At 57.2% G+C, this 846-nt stretch carries 1 protein-coding gene; it reads left to right on the top strand.

The genetic code is table 11. From position 1 onward, the window contains the following. Positions 1-66 precede the first annotated feature (66 nt). Positions 67-824 (top strand): IS5 family transposase gene (locus AVO45_RS19440; protein WP_099045731.1). Its coding sequence is split into 2 segments (ribosomal slippage): positions 67-388 and positions 388-824, totalling 759 coding nucleotides; the frame shifts between segments, so codons are not numbered across the junction. The last annotated feature ends 22 nt before the right edge of the window (positions 825-846 follow it).

Below are 846 nucleotides of genomic sequence, written 5' to 3'. Positions count from 1 at the left end.
TAGGGTCAGGACCCATTGATTTCCGCGTGGCAGCGTGATTCACGGTGCGAAAACCGAGCGGTGAACATGACTGATCTCTTCTGGCTGAGCGATGCGCAGATGGCGCGTCTTGAACCTTTCTTTCCCAAGTCTCACGGCAAGCCACGCGTTGATGATCGGCGTGTGTTGAGCGGGATAATCTTCGTTAACCGCAATGGATTACGGTGGCGTGATGCGCCTGCTGCCTATGGCCCGCACAAAACGCTGTACAACCGCTGGAAACGGTGGAGCGACAAAGGCATCTTCGCCCGGATGATGGCCGGTCTGGCTGCCGAACATGGCGAGACGAAGACCGTGATGATCGACGCCACCTATCTGAAGGCACACCGCACCGCGACCAGTATGGGCGTCAAAAAGGGGGGCGTGGACGCCTGATCGGGCGAACCAAGGGCGGCATGAACACCAAACTGCATGCCATCTGCGACAGCCACGGGCGACCGCTTGATCTGTTCGTGACCGCCGGACAGGTTAGCGATTACATCGGGGCACGGGCCCTGCTCAGCAGCCTGCCGAGCGTCGATTGGCTTCTCGGGGATCGTGGATACGATGCCGACTGGTTCAGAGAAGCCTTAAAAGACAGAGGGATAAACGCATGTATCCCAGGGAGAAAACAACGCAACAAGCCCGTGAAATACGACAAGCGGCGCTACAAACGGCGCAACAGGATCGAAATCATGTTCGGCAGGCTCAAGGATTGGCGACGCGTGGCAACCCGTTACGACAGATGCCCAAAGGTCTTCCTGTCAGCCATAGCTCTCGCAGCTCTTGTCATCTACTGGCTTTGATAGACAATGAGTCCTGACCCTA

This window comes from Ruegeria marisrubri, assembly GCF_001507595.1.
Taxonomy (GTDB): Bacteria; Pseudomonadota; Alphaproteobacteria; order Rhodobacterales; family Rhodobacteraceae; genus Ruegeria; species Ruegeria marisrubri.
This window is presented reverse-complemented; position numbering and strand designations above follow the sequence as displayed.